This is a genomic window from Microbacterium sp. bgisy207 (assembly GCF_965345035.1).
Classification (GTDB): Bacteria; Actinomycetota; Actinomycetes; order Actinomycetales; family Microbacteriaceae; genus Microbacterium.
In genome coordinates this window covers 13,873-28,911 of sequence record NZ_CBDRMG010000020.1, presented here as the reverse complement: position 1 = coordinate 28,911, position 15,039 = coordinate 13,873, and the positions used below count along the sequence as shown (strand labels likewise).

At 69.3% G+C, this 15,039-nt stretch carries 15 protein-coding genes; 6 read left to right on the top strand and 9 right to left on the bottom strand.

The window, feature by feature from the left end:
• Positions 1-374: 374 nt before the first annotated feature.
• Positions 375-746, bottom strand: a complete 372-nt coding sequence (locus ACSGC5_RS14495; protein WP_434971306.1) for a hypothetical protein — start codon at positions 744-746, stop codon at positions 375-377.
• A gap of 262 nt (positions 747-1,008) precedes the next feature.
• Between ACSGC5_RS14495 and mobC the strand changes: the two genes are divergently transcribed.
• The 3 genes from mobC to ACSGC5_RS14480 are packed head-to-tail and all read left to right on the top strand — an operon-like array spanning position 1,009 to position 3,992.
• Entirely contained in the window at positions 1,009-1,407 is a 399-nt protein-coding gene (mobC, locus tag ACSGC5_RS14490; RefSeq protein ID WP_099195347.1) for a plasmid mobilization relaxosome protein MobC, read from the top strand.
• Positions 1,404-3,134 carry a relaxase/mobilization nuclease domain-containing protein gene (locus tag ACSGC5_RS14485; protein WP_434971305.1) on the top strand — a complete coding sequence of 577 codons (1,731 nt, stop codon included), beginning with the start codon at positions 1,404-1,406 and terminating at the stop codon, positions 3,132-3,134. The genes mobC and ACSGC5_RS14485 overlap by 4 nt, the downstream gene beginning before the upstream one ends.
• 15 nt (positions 3,135-3,149) lie before the next feature.
• Complete coding sequence (locus ACSGC5_RS14480; RefSeq protein ID WP_434971304.1) at positions 3,150-3,992, top strand: hypothetical protein; 843 nt, start codon at positions 3,150-3,152, stop codon at positions 3,990-3,992.
• Between the two features lie 65 nt (positions 3,993-4,057).
• Here ACSGC5_RS14480 and ACSGC5_RS14475 read toward each other — a convergent pair whose 3' ends face one another.
• Genes ACSGC5_RS14475 through ACSGC5_RS14440 form a run of 8 tightly spaced genes read right to left on the bottom strand, consistent with a single transcriptional unit; the run spans position 4,058 to position 12,973 of the window.
• The gene (locus ACSGC5_RS14475; RefSeq protein WP_434971303.1) at positions 4,058-4,771 is read right to left on the bottom strand and encodes a DUF4913 domain-containing protein; all 714 of its coding nucleotides are present in this window, start codon (positions 4,769-4,771) and stop codon (positions 4,058-4,060) included.
• A complete protein-coding gene (locus ACSGC5_RS14470; protein WP_434971302.1) occupies positions 4,771-6,558 on the bottom strand; it encodes a type IV secretory system conjugative DNA transfer family protein in 1,788 nt (595 codons plus the stop codon). The genes ACSGC5_RS14475 and ACSGC5_RS14470 overlap by 1 nt, the downstream gene beginning before the upstream one ends.
• A complete protein-coding gene (locus ACSGC5_RS14465) occupies positions 6,555-8,183 on the bottom strand; it encodes an ATP/GTP-binding protein (RefSeq protein ID WP_434971301.1) in 1,629 nt (542 codons plus the stop codon). Before ACSGC5_RS14465 ends, ACSGC5_RS14470 begins: the two co-directional genes overlap by 4 nt.
• On the bottom strand, positions 8,183-9,694 hold the full coding sequence (locus tag ACSGC5_RS14460) for an SCO6880 family protein (RefSeq protein WP_434971300.1): 1,512 nt from the start codon (positions 9,692-9,694) through the stop codon (positions 8,183-8,185). Before ACSGC5_RS14460 ends, ACSGC5_RS14465 begins: the two co-directional genes overlap by 1 nt.
• Positions 9,694-11,277 carry a hypothetical protein gene (locus ACSGC5_RS14455; protein WP_434971299.1) on the bottom strand — a complete coding sequence of 528 codons (1,584 nt, stop codon included), beginning with the start codon at positions 11,275-11,277 and terminating at the stop codon, positions 9,694-9,696. The genes ACSGC5_RS14460 and ACSGC5_RS14455 overlap by 1 nt, the downstream gene beginning before the upstream one ends.
• 3 nt (positions 11,278-11,280) lie before the next feature.
• Positions 11,281-12,039: a hypothetical protein gene (locus tag ACSGC5_RS14450; protein WP_434971298.1), complete on the bottom strand. Its 759-nt coding sequence runs from the start codon at positions 12,037-12,039 to the stop codon at positions 11,281-11,283.
• A gap of 11 nt (positions 12,040-12,050) precedes the next feature.
• Positions 12,051-12,353 (bottom strand): hypothetical protein, encoded by a 303-nt coding sequence (locus tag ACSGC5_RS14445; protein WP_071416683.1) that lies wholly within the window; start codon positions 12,351-12,353, stop codon positions 12,051-12,053.
• An 11-nt stretch (positions 12,354-12,364) separates the two neighbouring features.
• Positions 12,365-12,973 carry a DUF6668 family protein gene (locus ACSGC5_RS14440; protein WP_071416684.1) on the bottom strand — a complete coding sequence of 203 codons (609 nt, stop codon included), beginning with the start codon at positions 12,971-12,973 and terminating at the stop codon, positions 12,365-12,367.
• Between the two features lie 153 nt (positions 12,974-13,126).
• On the opposite strand from ACSGC5_RS14440, the gene ACSGC5_RS14435 reads away from it, so the two are divergent.
• The 3 genes from ACSGC5_RS14435 to ACSGC5_RS14425 are packed head-to-tail and all read left to right on the top strand — an operon-like array spanning position 13,127 to position 15,025.
• Positions 13,127-13,402, top strand: coding sequence for a helix-turn-helix domain-containing protein (locus ACSGC5_RS14435; protein ID WP_071416685.1), 276 nt, complete (start codon positions 13,127-13,129; stop codon positions 13,400-13,402).
• Position 13,403: 1 nt separating this feature from the next.
• A complete protein-coding gene (locus ACSGC5_RS14430) occupies positions 13,404-13,943 on the top strand; it encodes a hypothetical protein (protein WP_434971297.1) in 540 nt (179 codons plus the stop codon).
• A complete protein-coding gene (locus ACSGC5_RS14425; protein WP_434971296.1) occupies positions 13,943-15,025 on the top strand; it encodes a M23 family metallopeptidase in 1,083 nt (360 codons plus the stop codon). The genes ACSGC5_RS14430 and ACSGC5_RS14425 overlap by 1 nt, the downstream gene beginning before the upstream one ends.
• Positions 15,026-15,039: the final 14 nt, after the last annotated feature.

The window sequence follows — 15,039 nt, the reverse complement described above, 5'->3', positions numbered from 1 at the left end:
TCAAGCTTTCGCGGCGTGATGCCTGTGACCTGAGCTAGCCATTCGGGTGACCTCCCACGAGCGTCCAGGACCGTCAAGATGCGTCGTGCGACGCGCACGGCCAAGACTCGATTCGCGCGAGGTTGCATTGCGTTCTCCTTGTTGTGTGTCCGATGAAAGTAGGCAGTTCGGCGGTACGCCGAGCTGCCGGCTTTCGTCGGAACACTTGCCGCCTTGCACGGAGTGGAGAGGCGGTCAAGGGGAGCCCGCAGGGCTCTCCCGAAGGGACGCGCAGCGCCCTTGACGGGCTCGTAGCGGAGTGCAACCCCGCAACGCGGGGAACACAAACGCCCCACCCCGCAAGGCGGAAGGTGGGGCCTCGATGGTGCCGAGGATCAACCCTCGTGAGACGTCTCCGAATGCGACTCGATAGCCGCGGTCGGCGTCGTGCTGGCCGATGTCTTGCGCGTCGATCGACGCCGCGTCCGCGCCTTCTTGTGAGGCTCGGAGAACCCGATCTTGCGCAGCTCGTCGGCGGACCAGCCGGCGCTGAGCGCAGCGTTCCACGCGCGCACGTCGTTGCGCTCTGCGGCGCTGACGCGATCCGCGATCCGCGCCTGCAGTTCGGCAAGCTCGCGCGCCGTCTCCTCGCGCACATCGGTCACGGCCTGACGTGCCTCAGCGACCGTCTGCACGGCCGTTAGGCGATCCTCTTGCAGCCGTCGAGCGCGCTCAATTGCTTCTTGCGGTGTCAGTTGAGTAGCCATGGCCTCATGCTACGGACAGGCACGGCGTAGGTCGATGTTGATCGTTCCGCTCACAGATGGCCACGGCGAAGCCGCGGCCACTCCCGTCTGTCGACGTGAGCCATCCTGATTGGTGTTCCGAACGGAGGAACGGAGCAAGCTAAACACTTAGCAGGGCTAAGTGGGCTTGACCCCTCGACAGCCGTCGACGGGTGCGGCACACTTGTCGTGTGGTCCCCGCACGGGTCGGGGTCGCTGCGCTGGGCCGAAGGGAGGGGATCGCATGTCCGACGAGACGGCAACCGAGCCCCGAACAGAGCGGCGTCGGCGTGCGAATGCCCCCGGAGGACGGCAGCACAAGCACGAAGTGAAGGTGACGGCCGAGGAGGAGGGCCGGCTGCTGCGCCTTGCACTCGCTCAGCGGGTGACCATCCCGCGGCTGCTGGTCGAGACGACGCTCGCATCCGAGACGGGCGAGACGGTCACCGAGCGGCGCAACGCGATCGGGAAGCTGTTCGAGCTACACCGGCTGTTGGCCGCCGTGTCAAACAACGTCAACCAGATCGCGAAGGCCACCAACGCGACCGGTCAGCGGCAAGCAGAGACAGACGCCACGCTCGCCGCGGTGCGACGTGTCGCGGAGCGCATTGACGCGGCCGTGGACGAGCTGAGCTTGTCATGATGCCGAACGTCACGCGCGGCGATCGGATGGCCGGCCTGGTGTCGTACCTCGTGGGTGGCGGTCGCCACAACGAGCACACGGAGCCGCACCTGGTGGCCGGCGATCACGCGCTGATGGCGTGGTACGACGATGCCGAGTTGAGCGGCGAGAACGCGAAGGCGATCGCGCGGCACCTGGACCGGCCGCGCACCGCGATGGGCGTCGACGTGAAGGGCGGCCATGTGTGGCACGCCTCACTGTCGCTGCGGGGCGAGGAGGGCATTCGCAGCGATCAGGAGTGGGCCGCGATCGCGCAAGACTTTGTGTCCGCGATGGGGTTCGACGACAACGACGGAGCCAAGGCCCCGTGCCGTTGGGTCGCGATCCGTCACGGCCTCTCGCAGGCGGGGAACGATCACGTGCACATCGCCGTGAACCTGGTCCGCGAGGACGGCACGAAAGCGTCGACGCACCTGGACTACCAGCGCGCGCAGAACGCCGCACGCGCCCTCGAAGTGAAGTACGGCCTGGAGCAGTTGGAGTCGACGAAGGGTGAACGCGCGACGCGCGGCTACAGCCCCGCGGAGCAGGCGCGCGTCGAGGAGCGATCGGCGCTCATGGCGCAGCGCAAGTACGAACAGCACGCGGCGCGGGTCGGGGGAGAGCAGCCCGAATGGCACCGTCTCGACCCGAAGGAACGACAGGCACGCATCACGGCTGAGGTGCGACTGAACGCACCGCGCAACGACCTCGCGCGCAACGTGCGAGCAGCGGCCGGCGCGAGCGAGAACGAAGCCGAGTTCGTGCGCCGGCTACGCCGCTCCGGCGCCCTCGTGCGGCCGCGGTTTGCCGAAGGCACCACGGACGTCATCACCGGGTACTCAGTAGCAAGCCGGCCCGCCAATGGCGAACGTCCGATCTGGTACGGCGGCGGCCAGATGGGCCGCGACCTCACCCTGCCCAGGCTCCGCGAAGGATGGCCCGACACCGCCGCGGGAGCGAGCGACGCGGCGGCCGAGTGGCAGGCAGCGAAGCGCGGCCGCCGGCCCGTCGCGCCGGGTCGCGAGATGCGCGAACCAGACCCCGAGCTGTGGCAGCGGCACACCGAGGAAGTCGCGCAGCTCCGCGAGCAACTGCGCGCCGTCCCGCTCGACGACCGCGACACCTGGTCGACCGTCGCACGGCAGACCGCGGGCGCGTTCGCGGCATGGTCGAATGCCGTCGAGGAGACGCCCGGCGACCTGGCCGAGGCATCCGACGCACTGGCGAAGTCGGCGCAGACCTACCGTCGTCCGGTGAAGCCGCAGCGCGCCGGCCGGGTCGCCATGTCGGGCGCGACCATGCTCCTCGCCAGCGTCGCGCGAGGCGGCCAGGGGACGGCCGCGCAGCTCGCACTCCTGCGCCAGCTTATGAACCTCTCCCAGGCCGTCTACGACGCCGCCAAAGCGGCGGGAGAGGCGCGCCAGGCAGCGAACGTCGCCACCGCCGTGCGTGAGCGCGTGATGAACGTCCGCCGCCAGCTCGAAGCGACCCCCGCGGCCGCGTCGACGTCGACCACCACGGCGACCGCACCGAAGGTCGACCGCTCCGCGATCGTCGACGCATCCGTGCAGGAAGCGCTCGACAAGATGCAGCGCGCGGAGGAGAACCGCAGCAAGACCACCAGCTCGCCGGTCCCCCCACAGGTGGACCCCGCGCGGCCGCGCACCACGACGAAGCCGGGCGCAGATCGCGGCCCGGAGCGATGAGGAAGGAGTCAGATCATGGCCGATGAAAGCGACGGCATCGAGGAGGCATTCGACGGGCAGCTCCGCATCGCCGTCACCGCGGCGGGCCGGATCGGTGAAGCTCTCGCACGCGGCCGCGAGGACGCAGCTCGACGAGCGCAGGCGCAGAGCGAGCAGCAAGCTCGCGAGCTGTTGTCACGGTTCGAGGCAGAGAAGCGCGCAGCTCGCGTCGAGCTGGGAAGCGTCTACCGCTCCGACTGGTGGGACCGAGCCACACCGGAGCAGATCGGCGGCGCGCTCACCACGGCGCGCGCGTGGGGATCGGAAGAGCCCGAAGCCGTTCGTGCGGAGGGTCGCATCCGCGACGAGCTCCGCACCCGCTACGGCGTCGACGTGAACAACACCGGCGCCGATCCCGCGGCCGTCCAGGCGGCCGTCGAGGCCGAGCAGCTACGCCGGCAGTCGGACACCGAGCGGCAGCGCAGCGCGACCGAGCAGGCCGAGGCGGTCGCACTCTCCCGGCAGGCCGACGAGGCAGACCGCGCGGCCGAAGCGGCCCGGACGAGCGCCGAGGTCGCTCCCGACGAGGGCGAGCGGGAGCAGGCCCAGGTGCAGGCCGAGCGCGAGCAGAACCGCGCCGACGCGACCCGCGAGAAGGCCGAGCCGCTGTACGACTCCGCAGAGCGCCGAGAGCGCGACGCCGACAAGCTCGAACAGCGCGGCGTCGGCAAGGAGGCCGTCAGCGCCAAGATGGCGGCCGACGTCAGCCAGAGCAAGCCCGCCACCGCCGCGGTGAAGGCCCAGCAGACACAGAGCGCGAAGGCGCGGCCGAACCGGTCGCGATCGCCCAAGGTGCAGCGCACCGAGATTGGTCGCTGAGCGACATTCTGAGCGCACGAGAGAGGGACCGACCCACTGGGCCGGTCCCTCTCTACTTGTCGCGCTCAGACGCCCGAAGGAGGCTCGCGCAGGTCAGGGTACAAACCCTCCGGCGGGGCCGTGTACGGCAGCTCTGCGCCCTTCTCGTTGACGTTCTCGCGGTTCCGCCCCTCGCCGGCAGCGGCGAACGGCCCGGACGGGTCGAGCAGCACGCTCATGTGGTGCTCGGCGTGGTCGCGATACCAAACGCTCATGCCCGTTGTCGGGTCCAGGCGAAGGTGCTCCCAGGCCCGCCACAGCGCGTCGAGACGGATCGTCGCCTCCGGGTAGTTCCACCAGTCGGCCGCCCACACGGTGCGCTGGCCGTCGACGCGGCGACGGTAGTTCTTCACCAGGTACTCGCGCACGAACTCGTCGACCGAGCCGTAGTACAGCGTTGGCTCCTCGTCGGCCGGCTCCTCGTCGAGCGCATCCATCGCCGCGGTGACAGCGCGGCGGGCGGCCGTGGCCGCCTGCGCTTGCAGCTCCTCGATCACCGAGGGGTCCAGGGCCTCGTCGACTTCGGCCTGCACAGCGTCTTTCACCGCGCCCGTGATGGCCTTCTGCGCCACGGCGCGAATCGCCGGGGCGGCGAGAGCGTTCGCGACGTCGGCAATGTCGACACCGAACAGCCGGCCGGGCTCCCGTTCGGGCAGCTCCGCGCCGGGCTCGTCGCGCTCGTCCAGCTCGAACGGCTGCGCCTCGATGCCCGGCTCCTCGTCGCCCCAGTCGTCGCTCATCAGGCCGCGCCCTTCTCGCTGTTCGCGATCGCTACCTCACGCACCGACTCCTGCGCCTCGATGATCGTCCGAGACGCCTGCGGGTCGTGAGCTGCGATCGACGCCTTGACCTTCTCCGCGTGCGGGCCGGTCATCCACGGCTGCGTGCGGATGAGCGTCGGCCGGTTCCCGGAGGAGAGCACCACGGCGCGACCCTTCGGCATCGCGGCGAGGTCGGCCACGTCCAGGATGCGCTCACGGTGAAGCTGCTGATTCACGCTGCGGCCACCGCGGCCGGAGGACACCGACGACGCCTGACGGTCGTAGTCACCGATCAGCTTCGACAGGCTTTCCAGGAACGCATCTTCGGAGACGCCGCCGCCGTAGACCTTGACGTTCGAGGCGCTCCACAGCTTGCGCATCCCCGACTCGCCCCACACGTCGACGCCCTGCGACCACGACTGCAGGATGGTCATCAGCACGATTCCGCGCGAACCGTAGTGGCTGTAGAGGTTCGGCAGCTCACGCCACCGGCACACGTTCGCGGCCTCGTCGAGCACCCCGAGCAGGGGCACCGACAGGCGGCCACCGGCAGAGCCGGCGGCCAGCTCCTCCGCGGCCTCCACCACGGCGACCGTGAGCGCCGTGACGAGCGGGCCGGCGGTCCCGCGACCCTCCTTGGAGAGCGAGTACAGGGTGCCACCGTCGCGCACGAACGCGGCCGGGTCGAACTGCGGGCGCAGATCGGGGTTGCCCTGCGGGTTCACCCACGCGGCCACCTGGCGGTTGGTGAGGCACGACGCCATCTGCTGCGCCGTGCCGTAGATGCCGCCGCGCTGCTTCTCCGGGGCGGTGATGACCCCGCGCACCTGGTCGGCCGTGAGGTCGTAGCCATGACGCCGAAGAATGTCGATCGGCTCCTCCTCCGTCGGGCGGGTGAGCCAGGTGTAGACGTCGGTGATCGGCCGCACGTCGAGCGCGGCCGCGAGCAGGAGCCCCGCGAGGAGATCCTGCCCCGCGGGATCGAAATAGGCATCCGTCTTGGCTCCCGGATCGCGTGAGCCGGAGGCGAAGTGATCGGCCAGCTTGGCCGCGCGAACCTCGTCGGTGACGTAGCTGAGCGGGTTCCACCACCACGTAGGGTTCTCGAGCGCGATCCCCTGCGGATCGAACACCCAGACCGGGCCGGCCTCCGCGCGCACGTCGCGGGTCGCGTCGACGACGTCGCGCTTGTTCGAGGTCACGAGAACGCCCCCAGGAGCGTCCAGGATCGCCGGGACGGCCCGAGAGGTCGTCTTACCCGTGCGAGGCCCCCAGATGTCGATGTGCATGTCCTCCCACGTGCCGTAGAGCGGCATCTGACCGAGGGTCTTGCCGATCGGCACGCCGAGAGAGCCGGTGACGCCGAGCCGGGTCGCCTGCGCCTGCGCGTTGCGCTTGCTCAGGCCCTCGACGTCCTTCCCCCGGCCCATGTAGCTGCTGGCCCGGTCCACGCGGGTACGGCCCTTCCGGTAGCGCACGACGCCGACGATCGCCAGCACCAGGAGGGCGAGCACGATCGCCAGGAGCACCGCGACGATCCAGGTCGCGGATGCCGGCCACGGCACCCGACCGAGGATCACGCCGAGCGTGAACGCGAACGGGTCGGAGGGCAGCTCGACGCCGGTTCCGTCAAGCTGGTGGCCGAGGCGCACCGCCACGTTCAGAACGACGATCGCGGCCACGACGCCACCGATGCCCACGAGGAGCATCAGCGTCTCCGCGCCGAAGCCGCCGGGGTCGCGGCGGCGGTTGTTCGGAGTGCTCATGACACCCTCTCCTCGTGCTCCTCGACCAGCTCCTCCACCGCACGCAGCGCGCGGCGGCCGGTGCGGGACTGTTCGTACCACCGCTGATTGGTGTCGCGGATCGAGCGCTCAGCCTCCGTCAGCCGAACCTCGACCGGGATACCCGGCCGAGTGCCGACCTTCACGAGGAACTTCCCGCGGCCCGGAGGGTCGACCTCGCGACCCGACGCGGCATCCCACGCGGGCGGGTCCTGCCAGCCCGTCAGTAGCTCTTGCTCGGCCTCCGAGAACGGGATAACCGTCGTCAGCTCCGGCATTTCGGTGTACGGCAGACCGGCGCACATAACCATGCCGGCGCGCTCCACGAAACCCTTCGCCTTCAAGCGGTCCTCCTCCGGGAGGGCGCTCAGGTCGGCCATCGTGTGCGAAATCATCGCCGTGCCGACGCCCACCTGACGGTTCAGGCGGGTGAGGAAGTCGACGCGATCGACGATGCCGTTCCCGGCGCGCAGCGCGCGCCACAGCTCGTCCATGATGACGAAGTAGTGCCGGCGCGGTTCCAGCTCGGCATCCGCGAGAACGTTCGCGATGTTCACCGTGGCGAAGCCGTTCGACCAGCAGGCGAGCAGGGTCGCCGCGCGCAGATCGCCCTCAGCCTCACCGATGGCCGAAATGTCGTAGACCACCGGGCGGTCGAGCCGCATCGGGTTCGTCGTGTGCTTGGAGAACATTTCGCCCAAGCGCCCACCGCGGGAGAGGCTGATTAGCGACGCTTCCAGCCCGCGCGTGATCCGCTGATATTCCGCGAAGTCGCCGCGGTCGACGGCCACCTGGCGCAGCTCCTCCGGCCCCTCCTGCACGACGCGCAGCAGATCGCCCAGAACGGGGATGCCCTCGAAGTGGCGGTCGAGGTAGCGCAGCGCCTGGTCGACGATCGATTCCTCGACGTCGCTCGGCGCGGACTTGCGGAGGATCGTCAGCAGGGACGACACCATAGCCAGGCGGCGGCCGTGAGCGTCCTCCAAGACCTCGCCGGCCTCCTTCTCGAATCCGGCGTCGACGAGCCGCTGAGCGGCCTCCTTCGCCTCGCCGGGGTCGAGGACGTTCAGATACCCGCGGCCGCGGCCGAGGGTGATGACCTGACCGCCGAGCGCGCGAATGACCTCCACGTAGTCGGGGCGCAGATCGCCCAGCACGAGAGGCTGCACGCCGTAGCCGGCGAGGCCGATCGCCATGCGGGCGACGGCCGTCGACTTCCCGAGGCCGGGCTTGCCGAGCACGAACAGCGACGGGTTGCTGATGAGCTTCGCGCGCTGGAACCACGAAATCGGGTCGCAGCACAGCGTCGCCCCGGTGTGAATGTGGCGCCCCAGCGGGACGCCCACCATCGGAGTGCCGGCACCGATCGAGTACGGCCACAGGCCGCACACCTGAACGGTCGTGCCGCGCCACTCAGCGGGCGGTTGGATGAAGTTCGACATGCCGCCGCCGGGGCCGCTCCACCCGCGAGAGGTGAGCGCCCCGGCCGACGTGGACGAGCCCGCATCCGTGTTCTTCCGGCCGGTGCGCACGAACAGCAGCGCACCGACGATCACGAGCACGACGAGCCCGCCGAGGACGGAGAGGGCAATCTGATCCGGGGTCATCACACACGCTCCCTGAGCGCCGCAGGGACGGCAACGTGCTTGGTGAGCACGAGGCCCAGCGGCAGCGCGGCGGCGAAGGCGCTGTCCTGTGAGCCGTAGACGGGACGCAAGCGCAGACGCGCCGTCGCGCCGAGGTTGTCGACCGCGGCGCGGGCGTCGGCTTCCTTGGCCGGGTCGAGCACTGTCGCGGTGACGAGGATGCCGAAGTTCACCAGGCCCGCGCCCGACGCCTCCTCCGATTCGGTCGCCTGAGCCGAGCGCAGGGCGAGCGTGTCGCGGGCCGCAGGCTTGCGTGTTGACGTGGCCTTGAACTCCGCAGCTCGCACGTCCGACTGCACGAGCGTTGCCGCCCGCGCCGGGTCGATCGGCTTGTAGAGCAGCGTCACGCGCTTGCGCGCAATATCGCGGTGCGGCGCGAGGAGCCGGGCGAGCACGCCCGACTGCACGAGCCCGCGGGGAGCCTGCGTCATCGCCCACGTGACCGACTTGGCCGAGTCGTGCCGATAGCTTTCCCATCCGGCCTGCGCGGCCGTCGGGCCGACATCGCTCCACCGCAGATCGGGCACTTCCCCGTCGGCGTGCGCGTCGTCGATGAGCGTCGCGGCGGCCGGGTCGTAGGCGACCCGGATCGTCTCGCACAACTCTTGCGCCGACAGCGGGTGCGCAGCGCCGGCACCCGTCGCCTGCAAGCTCGCCGTCAGACCAGGGAGGCGAGCGGCGAGCTCGCGCGCCATTTCGTCGGGCTTGCGCGGCTTCGCACCCTTTCGGGGAGCAGCCGCGAACGTCAGCGTGACGTACGCCTTCACCGTCGACGAGCCCGCCGGGTAGCTCAGCACGACCTCGCCCAGCATCGCCTTGGCGAAGTCTGGGCCGTCCGGGTCGGTGTTCGTCTCGACCTCGCGACGCAGCCGGCGACCCGAGTCGGGAGCCGTCTCAATCGTCACCGAAGCCGCTTCCATGTTCGGCTCATCGGCAAGGTTGCGCAGCCAGTGGCCCCAGTCGGCCACCCACAGGTCGACTTGCTCCTGGTCGACGAGCGCCGCGCCGTCAGGCTCGGTGCCGATGACGATCGAGTACGTCTTGGCGTGCGGTGAGTAGATCATCGCGAATGGCCGCGCGTAGGAGTCCTCGTGCTCGGAGAGCTGAGTCTGCGCCCCGAGGCCCGGGAGCTGGTTCGTTCCCCAGTCGGAACGCCCCAGCGGGCCGGAGCGGTAGATGTTCGCGCGACGCCGCTTGGTCGACGTCCACGCGACCCGGTTCGCGGTGCGCGAGAGCACGCTACGCCCATCGCCGTCACGAATGGTCAGCAGCAGAATCAGCCCGCCGAACACCGCAGCCGTGATGAAGGCGTTGAGGATATTCGTGGTCATCAGCACGACGATCACGATCAGCAGCGCCACGAACATCAGGCCCGTGCCGACCGTGCCGAGCCCGAGGAGGCCCGGCGAGGTCGGCTGACGCCAGTTCCCGTAGGTGCGCACGCCCCTACGGCTTGTCTCTACGGTCGCCATCAGCTCCCGCTCCCTTCACCTGTCGCTTGGTCACCAATGTTGCGAGCGGCACCCGTGGCCGCCTGCCCTGCCTGCTTGACGGCGCCGATGGCGGCACCGGCCGCTGCACCCCAAGGACCGGCGGCAGCTCCACTCGCAGCCCCGGCAGCAGCTCCACCAGCAGCAGCACCGCCCGCGGCCGCGCCTCCACCCGTCGATGCCGCAGCAGCACCCGTGCCGCCGCCAGCGCCGCTAGACGCCTGCGCAGCCTGTGGCGCGGCCTGACCGCCACCGTTCGCGCCAGACGGACCGGTGGAGCCCGTCGAACCGGTGGAGCCCATGGAGCCGGAACCGCCCGACGACCCACCGCCGGAGCCGGTCGCCAGGCGACCCATCGACGCGGCACCCGTCGGCAGCGCCGCAAGAGCCGCAACGCCGAGCGCCCCGCCAGCACCGGCCGACATGGCACCGACCAGCGGAGTCACGAACCGCATCAGCGCCGGCATCGCGAACAGCGCGAGCACCATCAGGATCAGGCCAGTGAGAACCGCGATGAAGCCCGTCCCGTCGTCCTGGAACACGTTCGTCCCGGCAAGCTGGAAGGCCGCGGCGTAGACGATCGCGGCAGCGGGCTTGTAGAGGATGAACGCGACGAGCCACCCGACGTTCTTCTTGAACCAGCTCTTACCCATTTCGGTGTTGGTGGCCGCCGCGGACAGCGGGAGGATACCCGTCAGGATGACGAGCATGCCGCCGCGGGCGATCATCAGCACGATTTGGAAGGCCGTCGCGAGGATCGCGATCAGCCCCAGGATGATGATGAGCAGAGCGCCGAGTCCGCCCGTTGCCGGGTTCGTCGTCAGGGCGAGCAGGGTCGCGATGTTGTTCCCGAAGCACGCCGTATCCGTGCCGACGTCGCAGTTCAGCGCCCCGTTGAGAATCCATACGGAGAACGAGTCGAATGCCGACACGAGCAGTCCGACGATGGTCACCCCGGCACCCGCCACAACGATCAGAGTCAGAAGGCTCTTGATCGTCTCTTTGCCCGGTTCCGCGCGCTGCTCCCACGCCATCCGAACGCCGCCGATGATGACGGATACGACCGCGGCCGCGCCCATGTACCACCACAGCGAGGACTGCAGGAAGAGCACCGTGCCGCCCGCGCCCTGTGGGCCGTTCGGGAGAAGCCCCGTCACCAGCGCCGTTGCGCCGCTGATGAGGAAGATCGCGCCGAGCACGATCCCGAGTCGGCCGGCGGCCTGGAATCCCTCGCCGTTGCGCATCCGCGTAGCGATGAGAGCGCCGAGGAGGATGATCGAGATAGCCGCGAACACGATCGAAATCCAGGTGACCCAGCCGAGCACCTGAATGATGCCGTCCGAGTTCGGAGCGGTTGCACCCGCCGCGATCGACGAGCCTCCGCCCGTCCCGGTCAGGTTCGGTGTGCCGACGTTCACCCAGAGCGTGCCGAGCGAGGCGACAGCCTTCCCGAACGCTTCCATGACGGCATCCGCCATGTTCTGGATGGCATCACCTACGACGCTGTTTGCCCACTCGCCGGCCTTGCAGCCGAAGTCGAGCGGCGCGCATTCACTCGCGGCCATGTTCTACCCCTCCGTCCAGCTCACATAGCCCGAGAGGTCCGGCAGCTCAGCGAGGCGTGCAGGCTCAGGGTTTGAGGCGTCGAGCTTCCAGTCGCCGTCCGCCCAGACGAGTTCGAGCACGGCAGAGCCGTTGACGCTCTGGCCGTTGCTGCTGCCGCGGAAAGCGATGTCGACACGAGCGGACTCGCCGTCGTACGCGAGCATGCGGAAGCCGGCGATAGACGCTCGGACGTCGGACGGTGCAGCCGCTCCCTGAGCGCTGAGCAAGGTGTCACGGTACGGGCCATCCGTGAGGGCGTACTCGAGAAATGCCTGTCGCTGCTCAGCGGGTCCGAAGCCGATGATCGTCACGTTCGCGGCTGCGAACAGCGCACCCTCAGGCGAGTGCTGGAAGCAGTAGGGGTAGCCCTCGGGGGCTGTCTCCCCCGGCCCCGCCGCGGGAGAGGTCGGGAAGGCGTAGACGTCCTGGAATTGCCATTCGGCGGCGGGAGCCGTCGTCACCGTCCCGGACAGCTCGACGCCTTCGAGGCCACAAACGCTCGCGCCGCCCGCGACCCCGGAAGGCTCCGGGGAAGGGGCGGCGCTGCTTGTGGCACTGGACGACGGGCCGGGAGCAGGCGGCGCGGCGTCGTCGTCGTCTCGGTTCAGGTTGAGAACCGTCAGAACGATGCCCGCCACGATGAGCGCGACCACCACGACCGCCCCGATGATGAAGCCGGGGCGCGTGAACGGGTTCTGCTGCGTGTCGTCGTCCTCAGCCATGACGGCTCCTCTCAGGCCCCGGCGAGGATGCCGACGAGAGCGGCACCACCACCGATCACGATCGCTCCGGCCATTGGCCAAAGGATCTTCGGCAGAGCATCGTGGCCCTCACCGCGGCGGAAGCTGACGGCGATGAGGATGCCGCCGACGATGATCGCGCCGCCGACGACGACGTAGCCGATCCACTTCAGCCAGGACAGGATGATGGTCACGCCTTCGGTGCCCGGAGGCTGTACGGGGTCCGGGTCAGGAATGACGCCGGCGAGGTTCACGGCGGTGTCGGCCGCCGCGTGGAACACGTCGATAACGGACATGCTGTTGCCTTTCAGTTCGAGGTGCCGGCGGCACCGAGGATTGCGGTCAGCTCGTCGACGAGACGCTGAGCTTCGCGCGGAGAAGATGAGAGAGCCGGCGGCTCTCCCACGCGCCATGCATCGACCCACGGCACCGACCAGGTGCGCGGGACTCCCCCGCTGACGACCTGCATCAGGTCGCGCAACGAGCGAGGCAGTCGACCAGGTGCGTCAGCCATGACGACCAGGCCCAAGACTTCAACAGACGGGACGAGGCCCGCGGCCCACTGCCGCATCGCGGCCTGCGCCGCGCGCAACCCGCGGGCGTCTGAGCGGGCGACGAGAACCGTCCGTGCGGGCGTGGTGGAGGCGGTGCGCGGCCACGAGTGGCCCGCCGCCTGTGAGCCCGGCATCAGCGCCGCCAGCGTGGACTCTCCCGCGCCGCCGTGTGCGCCTACCCACCACAGCGCAGCCGTGGTGTTGCGGTCGTAGATCGGCAGCTGGTCGACGCGATCCGGTGCGGGGATTCCTCGCTGCGGAGCCACCGGGCCGAACGTGTCGGGCACGGCCGCGATCGGAGCCGCCTCGGTAGGCGGCGGCGTCGTCGGCCGAGAAAGCCACGGGTTGAGCGGGTCGCTCATGTTGCCCCCCTAGGTACAGTGAGATTCACCCTAATAAGGGAATCCTACGCCCAAGCGCCCAAACAAGGAAGGGTAAACCCGAATGAACCCGAACATATACAAACATGCCCTAATCGGTACACTAGGACCGTGGAGCCAACAGGAGGTCTCACCGTGAGCAGCGATAGCGGTGCGTGTGACGCGCTCGATCGCCTATTCGAGCAGAGCCCTCCGACCCTCGGCCCCACCGAAGTAGCAGAACGACTCGGAGTCTCTAACAAGAGCGTGTACACGTGGCTCCGCGAGGGACTGATCCCCGGTTACAAGGTCGGCTCGACGTGGTTCATCATCCGCGACGAGCTGAAAGACACCTTGCGACGGGGCGCGAACGTCCCTCGCGACACCGGCCCGGTGGTCGTCATCAACTCAGAACGGCACGAAGGGGACTGACATGCGGAAGATCGGGACGGCGCTACTCATAGTCGTCGTCGCTGTGGCTCTGACCGCCTGCACCGGCCAGAACAACGCGCCAGCGCCGACCCCCAGCGCCAGTAGCACCGGCCCGATCTATCCCGACCTCGACCAGTTCACCCCCGCCCCCGAAGGCCTCATCGACGAGGACAGCGGAGAGACGCACGGCCCGCGGCCCGTGCCCACATGGGATGACGAATCGCGGGAGAGCGCAACGGCGGCCGCGGTCGCCGTGATGACCGCCTACGCGCGCCCCGATCTTTCGTTCGAGCAGTGGTGGGCCGGCTTGCAGCCCCTCCTCGACAACAAGGCCACCCAGGACTACGCCTACATGGACCCGGCGCGCATCGTCGCGACGAGCGTCACCGGCCCCGCCGTCATCACCGACGACACGAGCGCTTACGTCGCGTTCGTCGACGTCCCCACCAACGCCGGCACCTACGGCGTCGTGCTCAGCCGTGCCGACGCTGACTCCCCGTGGCTCGCGGGGCGCTTCATTCTCCCCGAAGGGGTGAACTGATGGCAGCGCCCAAGGGCAGCGCCGCCTACGCGATCGCGGCGGTGCCGCTCCTCATCGTCGGCTCCCTGTTCGGGCTCCTCCTCATGGGCGAGGACGAGTGTGGCCCGAGCGCCGGCAACGGCGGATCGAGCGTCTCGATCGACCCCGCATCCGTCCCCGAGACGGAGATTGCCGGCTACGGCCACGAGCAGCTTGTGAACGCCGCATATGTCATGCAGGCGGGCAAAGACCTCGGCCTGAACGCTCGCGATCAGACCATCGGCGTCATGACCGCGATGGGTGAATCCAGCCTCCGAAACATCGACTACGGCGACTGGGAAACCGGCGGGGTCACCAACCCGGACGGCACCCGCACGACGTCGATCGGCCTGTTCCAGCAGCAGGACGGATGGGGCACCCGCGAGGAGCGGCTGGACCCCTACATCTCGTCGACGAAGTTCTTCAACGCGATGACCACGAAGGTTCCCGACCGCGAGTCGCTGGAACCGACAATCGTCGCCCACCGCACTCAGGTGAACGCCGACCCGTACCACTACACGAAGTTCTGGGACGGCGCGGTGCAGATCGTCGAGGGCCTGAGCGGTGTCCGCACCGGCCTCGACTCCGGCGACGGCAGCGCCAGCGGCGGCTCATGCGCGGGCCTCCTTCCCGGCGAGGTCAGCCCCCTGGGATGGGCCTCCCCCGGCGGCGGACCCGTCACCAGCCCCTACGGCATCCGCGTTCACCCGATCTACGGCACGCAGCGACTCCACGCCGGCACCGACCTTGCCGGCGGCGGCTGCGACGGCCCGATCTGGGCCGCACAGGACGGCGTAGTGACGTTCCGCGGCTTCGACGACTCCGGCAACGGCACAATCTCGATCGACCACGGCGGCGGGGTCACCACCCGCTACCTCCACATGTACGACTCCGGGATGCTCGTGCAGACCGGCGACAAGGTGAAGGCCGGCCAGCAGATCGCTCGCGTCGGCAGCAGCGGTGAATCCACCGGATGCCACCTGCACTTTGAAGTGCGCGTCAACGGCGAGAACGTCGACCCCGCGCCCTTCATGGCAGAGGTCGGCATCCAGCTCGGACAGTAGATCAGGAGACGACC